We start from the raw sequence: 6,890 nt of genomic DNA on the forward strand, positions 1-6,890 counted from the left end.
TCAGGCCAGCCGGATGCGCGGGTCGATGAACGCGTACGCCGCGTCGACGACGATGTTGAACAGCAGGATCATGGCGGCCGAGAACAGCATCACGCCCAGCAGCAGCGGAAGGTCGCTGAAGTACACGGACAGCACGGCGAGTTGGCCGAGCCCCGGCAGACTGAACGTGTACTCGGTGATGATGGCGCCGCCGAGCAGCGAGCCGAGGTCGATGCCGAAGATGGTGACGATCGGGATCAGCGAGCCGCGCCAGGCGTAGCGGAAGAAGACGTACCGCCGGGACATGCCCTTCGCGCGGGCCGTGCGGACGTGCTCCTCCTGCAGCTGTTCGATCATCGCCGAGCGCGCCATGCGGGTGTACTGCGCGGCGAAGATCGTGGACAGCACCACCCAGGGGATGATCAGTCCGGTGAACCAGGTGACCGGGTTGTCCTCGAAGTTGTTGTAGGCCGGTTTGTCGAACCAGTGGGTCTGGTAGACGAGGACGGCGAGCGCGAGCGGGCCGAGGAAGTAGATCTGCATCGAACTGAGCACCATCGCCCCGGCGGTGGCGGCCTTGTCGACGAGGGTGCCGCGCTTCCAGGCGGCCGCGAGGCCGGTGCCGAGACCGATGACCAGGAAGCAGACCGCACCGCCCAGGGTGAGCGAGACCGTGGTGGGCAGCCGGTCCATGAGCGTCGGCCAGACCGGGTCGTTGGTGTGGTACGAGTACCCGAAGCACGGGGCGGGGCAGGGGCCCTGGTCGAACTGGTTGCTGCCCAGTACCAGGTTGTGCAGGAAGATTCCGTACTGCTCGGGGATCGACTTGTCGAGGCCGAGCACATGGTGGATGTTCGCGAGCGACGTGGGGTTGCACGTCTTGCCGCACATCAGCAGGGCCGGGTCCCGGGGCATCCCGAAGAACAGCAGGAACGTGACGATGCTCAGCAGGAAGAGGATGACGATCGCACCGAGGGACCGGCGGACGAGGAAACGCAGCATGACAGGGGCAGCTCTCTCGCGTCGGCGGGCCGGACGGTACCCGGTACGCCGTCACCCGCGCGGGGCGGACGGACGTACCGGGTACCGGACCGACGGCGGCGGTTACTTGATGTAGAGGCGACGCGGGTCGATGCCGCCGATCACGTTGTCGTAGACGAGCCCGCCGACCTTGGAGCCGGCGATCTGGACCTGCTTGTAGTAGGCGGTCGGAACGGCGTTGACGACGTCCGTGAGCAGGTACTTGTCGATCTTCTCCCAGGCCGCGGCGGACTTGGCCGGGTCGGTGATCCCGTTGGCGGCGTCGATGTCGCTGTTGACCTTGGGGTCGTTGACGTGCGAGTAGTTCGGCGAACCGTCGGCGATCGCCCGGCCGTCGTACAGCGGCGGGATCACGGTCGAGGCGGACGGCCAGTCGGCGCCCCAGGCGGTGTGGTAGATGTCGTAGTTGTTGGTGACCTTGCCGATCTGGTCGTAGTACGTCTCGGCCGGGATCTCCTGGCGCTGGACGTCGAAGCCGGCCTTCTTCAGGCCCGCCGCCATGGCGGTCGAGTACTGCTGGCCCTCAGGGGTGTTGATGTAGCCGAAGGTCAGCTTCATGCCGACCTTGCCGGCCTCCTGGAGGAGCTTCTTGGCCTTGTCCGGGTCACCGGCCGGCTTCGCCTTCTTGCCGAACGGGTCGAACTTGGCGTCGTAGCCGGTGACGGTCGGGGAGATCAGACCGCCGGCCACCTCCATGGCGTCGTTGCCTCCGTAGGCGCGGATGAACGGCGTGATGGGCAGCGCGTACGCGATGGCCTGACGGATCTTCTTGTCCTTGATGTGGTTCATGTTGATGTTCATCTGGCCCACGTACGGCTGGTAGCCGGCGACCGTACGGGCCTTGAGGGTCGAGTCGCTGAGGACCTTGGACAGGTTGCCCGCGTCGACCTGGTTGTTGAAACTGACGCCGGTCTGGTCGGCGCCGCTGTCCGCGAGGAGGGCCTTGGTGGACGTCTCGAACTGCTGGTTGAAGGTGAAGTCGAACTCGTCCACGTACTGGCTGCGGATCGGGTCGGTCTTCGGGTCCCAGTTGGTGTTCTTGACCAGGACCATCGACTTGCCGGACTTGAACGACTGGATCTTGTACGGGCCGCTGGTGACCGGGGTCTTGTCGTACTTCGCCTGGGTGTCACCCTTCTTGGACACCACCGCGTAACCCGCCATGGCGAGCGCGTACGGGAGGTCCGGGTGGGCCGTCTTGAAGTGGAAGACGATGGTCTTGGCGTCGGGCGTCTCCAGGATGCTGTCCGGCAGGTGCTTGCCCTTGTAGGGGCCGTCCGGCAGCAGCTTGCGGTAGTCGGCGCCCGTGGTGTCGGCCAGCCACTGCTGGAGGTAGGTCGGGCCCTGGTTGATGAAGGACGCGAAGAGCCGCTCGTAGGTCTGCCGGAAGTCCGCCGACGTGATGGGCGTGCCGTCGGCGAACTTGATGCCGTCCTTGAGGGTGTACTTCCAGGTCTTGCCGCCGTCGGTGGTGGTGCCGGAGTCGGTGGCGAGGTCACCGACGACCTCGTGGCCCACGCCCTTGTCGTCGGTCGCCTTGTAGCCGGTCAGGCCTCTGTGGATCAGCGTCGCGAGGGAGCCCTCGTCGGAGACGTAGATCTGGGCCGGGTCGAGGTGGGCGTAGCTGTCACGCTGCAGCACCTCCATCTTGCCGCCGCTCTTGGCACCGGGCACCGCCTTCGCGGGACCCTGGGAGTCGGCCGCGTCACCGAACTTGATCGCGGCCTGCTGCGCCTTTGCGTTGTCCTGGTCCTTCTTGCTGTTGTCGCTCGCATCGCTGCCCCCCTTGCTGCAACCGGTGAGCACGAGAGCTCCGGCCGCGAGCACTGAGACCGCCGTGTATGCGTGGCGTCCGCCCCTACTCATCACTGAATTTCCACCTATCTCCGTGTCACCGGTACACAAAGGGAATTGCCGTGCGGTATCCGGGCGAGGACGCCCACGAACGATCGGTCAGCGCGCCGTCTTGGGGTCGAAGGCGTCGCGGACCGAGTCCCCGAGCAGGTTGAATGCCACGATGAAGATGATCATCGAGACGCCGGGGAAGAACATGTAGGTGATGTCGTTCTGGAGCACGAGCTCGGTCGACGCCTTGGCGAACATCTGGCCCCAGTCCGGGGTCGGTTCGACGATGCCCACCCCCAGGTAGGACAGGCCCGCCTCCGCGGTCACGAACCCCGGCAGCATGTACGTCGACTGGACGAGGATCGGGGTGACGACGTTCGGCAGCATCTCCCTGCGGATGATCCGCCAGGGCGAGGCCCCGCTGACCTTGGCCGCCTCGATGAACTCCCGTTCCCGCAGCGCGAGCGAGGTGCCGCGCAGGATGCGGCCGAGGCCCATCCAGCCGAGGAACCACTGCACCAGGATCAGCGCGACCACCCGCACATAGGTGGGCGTCTCGTCGCGCGGGTTCACGAAGAGCGAGACCACCACCGGCATGCTGGCGATGAAGAACAGCTGGGCCGGGAAGGCGAGGAGGAAGTCGATGACCCGCCCGATCCAGTAGTCCGTCTTCCCCCCGAGATAGCCGGCCGCGATGCCCAGCAGGATGCCGGTCAGCACCGTCGCGAGCGTCACCGCCACGGAGATCATCAGCGAGGTCCGGATGCCGTAGATCAGCTTGGTGAACACGTCGTAGCCGTTGCCCGGTTCGAGACCGAACCAGAAGTCACTGCTGATGCCGCCGTTGGGCTGCACCGGCACGCCCGCGCTGTCGAAGAGTTCGGGACGCTCGTCCGCGTAGACGGTGTACGGATTCTTGCCGTACAGCATCGAGATCAGCGGGGCGAGCAGGGCGATCAGGAAGAAGAAGCCCACGACGTAGGCCGAGAGGACGCCGGTGCGGTCGCGCTTGAAGCGCATCCACATCAGCTGGCCGGGGGACCGGCCCTCGAGCTGCTTCGCCTCGGTCTTCGTGTCGGGTTGCGGTCCGCCGTCGATGACGGCCGACCTTCCGCCACCCTCTATGTCCGTAGGACTGGTCACAGTTCGTCCAATTCACAGGTCTGGGTGTGCCGAACCGGCGACCGGCATGGGGGAGCGCGGCCGCGGGGGCAGGATCTGAAGGCGTGTCAGGGCATCCCGGGGCATGCGGGAAACCCACAGCCGGACGCGCGTAGGCGAGCGACGGCGCTACGCGGCCGGCCGGTTCCTCAGAACCAGCCGCCGGACGAACAAGGGCATTCGGGAACGGACGACGATGGAACCCACCTGGTGCCTGTGACACTGCACATGGGACCCCTCCTCATGACTTCACGTGTTCACCAACCGGAGAGGGCTTCCGTCTTCCCTCCGACACCCCTGACGGAGGGTCAGACGCCCCCTGGTGCTCGTGAGTCGGCGCTGTCCCCACAGCGCGAGACCCATTGACCCGAGCGCTACGCGGCTAACTATCTGCCATGAGCCAGGTGCCGACCACTGTCTTTAAATCTCAATTCAGTCACAGCCGACACCAAGTTCTTCCGAAAAATGGACAAACTGTTCGGCGGGAGAAGGCCACGAAACGGACTTGTTACATGGGTATCGGGCGAGGATCTCCGCATTTCGGACACTGGCCGAAGGTGACTCACTCGTGGCCACCCGAAAACCGGTTGCAAAAAGCCCGGGTGCCCCCATCATGGGGGCACCCGGGCTTCGGTGTCCTGCGATCAGCCGTGCTTGGCGCGGCTGGCGGTGCGGCCGCGCTCCTTCTGGTCGAGGACGACCTTGCGGATGCGAACGGCCTCCGGAGTCACCTCGACGCACTCGTCGTCACGGCAGAACTCCAGCGACTGCTCCAGGGAGAGCTTGCGCGGCGGGACGATCGCCTCGAACGAGTCGGCCGAGGCCGACCGCATGTTGGTGAGCTTCTTCTCCTTGGTGATGTTCACGTCCATGTCGTCGGCGCGCGAGTTCTCGCCGACGATCATGCCCTCGTACACCTCGGTGCCGGGGTCGGTGAACAGCACACCGCGCTCCTGGAGGTTCGTCATCGCGAATGCGGTGACGGCACCGGCGCGGTCGGCGACGAGCGAGCCGTTGTTACGGGTCGTCAGGACGCCGAACCACGGCTCGTGGCCCTCGTGGATGGAGTGGGCGATACCGGTACCGCGCGTACCGGTCAGGAACTCGGTACGGAAGCCGATGAGACCGCGGGACGGGACGACGAACTCCAGCCGGACCCAGCCCGAGCCGTGGTTGGACATGTTGTCCATCCGGCCCTTGCGGACGCCCATGAGCTGCGTGACCGCGCCCATGTGCTCCTCGGGGACGTCGATCGTCATGCGCTCGACGGGCTCGTACGTCTTGCCCTCGACCTGCTGGGTGACCACCTGCGGCTTGCCGATGGTCAGCTCGAAGCCCTCACGGCGCATCTGCTCGACCAGGATGGCGAGCGCCAGCTCACCACGGCCCTGGACCTCCCAGGCGTCCGGACGCTCGGTGTCGAGGACGCGCAGCGAGACGTTGCCGACCAGCTCGCGGTCGAGGCGGTCCTTGACCTGGCGGGCGGTGACCTTGCGGTCCTTGACCGCGGCCTTGTTGTCGGCGCCCTTGCCGGTGCCGCCGCGGCCGACCAGCGGCGAGGTGTTGGTGCCGATGGTCATCGAGATCGCGGGCTCGTCGACCGTGATCAGCGGCAGCGGGATCGGGTTCTCGGGGTCGGCGAGGGTCTCGCCGATCATGATGTCCGGGATACCGGCGACCGCGCAGATGTCACCCGGTCCCGCCATCTCCGCGGGCTTGCGGGTGAGCGCCTCGGTCATCAGCAGCTCGGTGATACGGACGTTGGCCATCGTGCCGTCGCGCTTGATCCAGGTGACGGTCTGGCCCTTGCGCAGCTCGCCCTGCTCGACCCGGAGCAGCGCGATACGGCCGAGGAAGTTGTCGGCGTCCAGGTTGGTAACGTGCGCCTGGAGCGGGGCGGCCTCGTCGAACTCGGGAGCCGGGACGTGGGACAGGATCGTGGAGAAGAACGGCTCCAGGCTGTCGCTGTCGGCCGGGACGGTGCCGTCCTCCGGCTTGGTCAGCGAGGCCACACCGTCACGCGCACACGCGTAGACGATGGGGAACTCGATCTGGTCCTCGTCGGCGTCGAGGTCGAGGAAGAGGTCGTAGGCCTCGTTGACGACCTCGTCGATGCGCGAGTCGGGGCGGTCCGTCTTGTTGATGCACAGGATGACGGGCAGGCGGGCCTGCAGCGCCTTGCGCAGCACGAAGCGGGTCTGGGGCAGCGGGCCCTCGGAGGCGTCGACGAGCAGCACCACCGCGTCCACCATCGACAAACCGCGCTCGACCTCGCCGCCGAAGTCGGCGTGGCCCGGGGTGTCGATGATGTTGATGGTGACGACCTCGCCACCGTCCTTCGGGTGGTACTTCACGGCCGTGTTCTTGGCCAGGATCGTGATGCCCTTCTCACGCTCCAGATCGTTCGAGTCCATCATGCGGTCGTCGAGCGACTCGGCTGCGTGCGCGGCGAAGGCGCCGGCCTGCTTCAGCATGGCGTCGACGAGGGTCGTCTTGCCGTGGTCGACGTGGGCGACGATGGCGACGTTGCGGATGTCGTGGCGCGTGGCCATGAAGGCGTATCTCCTGGAATGTGAGGAAGGCCCGGCGCGTACGTCGGTGATACGCGGACCTTGCCGGGCTGGACACGCCACGGCCTTACTCCATCCTACGTGGCCCCGGCGGGAGACTCATTCCGGAGGCTTCGGTGTGATCTTCGCCGCTGGTTCTCCTCACCTCGGATCCCATCGAGAACACGGGTGTGGGGGGGGCGGCCCCGGGGGGGGGGCCCCCCCCGGGGGGGGGGGGGTGCGCCACCGAGACCCCCCGCCCCGCGACCCCCGGGGCGCCACCCGCCGCAAACACCCCACAGACACCGTCGGCCC

At 66.7% G+C, this 6,890-nt stretch carries 4 protein-coding genes; all 4 read right to left on the reverse strand.

Features of this window, described 5'->3' with window-relative positions:
* Positions 1–981, reverse strand: a complete 981-nt coding sequence (locus tag ACWGJB_RS14500) for an ABC transporter permease (protein ID WP_453380484.1) — start codon at positions 979–981, stop codon at positions 1–3.
* A 102-nt stretch (positions 982–1,083) separates the two neighbouring features.
* The gene (locus ACWGJB_RS14505) at positions 1,084–2,886 is read right to left on the reverse strand and encodes an ABC transporter substrate-binding protein (RefSeq protein ID WP_453380485.1); all 1,803 of its coding nucleotides are present in this window, start codon (positions 2,884–2,886) and stop codon (positions 1,084–1,086) included.
* Between the two features lie 87 nt (positions 2,887–2,973).
* Positions 2,974–4,008, reverse strand: coding sequence for an ABC transporter permease (locus ACWGJB_RS14510; RefSeq protein WP_453380486.1), 1,035 nt, complete (start codon positions 4,006–4,008; stop codon positions 2,974–2,976).
* A 662-nt stretch (positions 4,009–4,670) separates the two neighbouring features.
* Entirely contained in the window at positions 4,671–6,578 is a 1,908-nt protein-coding gene (gene typA, locus ACWGJB_RS14515; RefSeq protein WP_453380487.1) for a translational GTPase TypA, read from the reverse strand.
* Between the last annotated feature and the right edge of the window lie 312 nt (positions 6,579–6,890).

Source organism: Streptomyces sp. NPDC054813 (genome assembly GCF_053611365.1).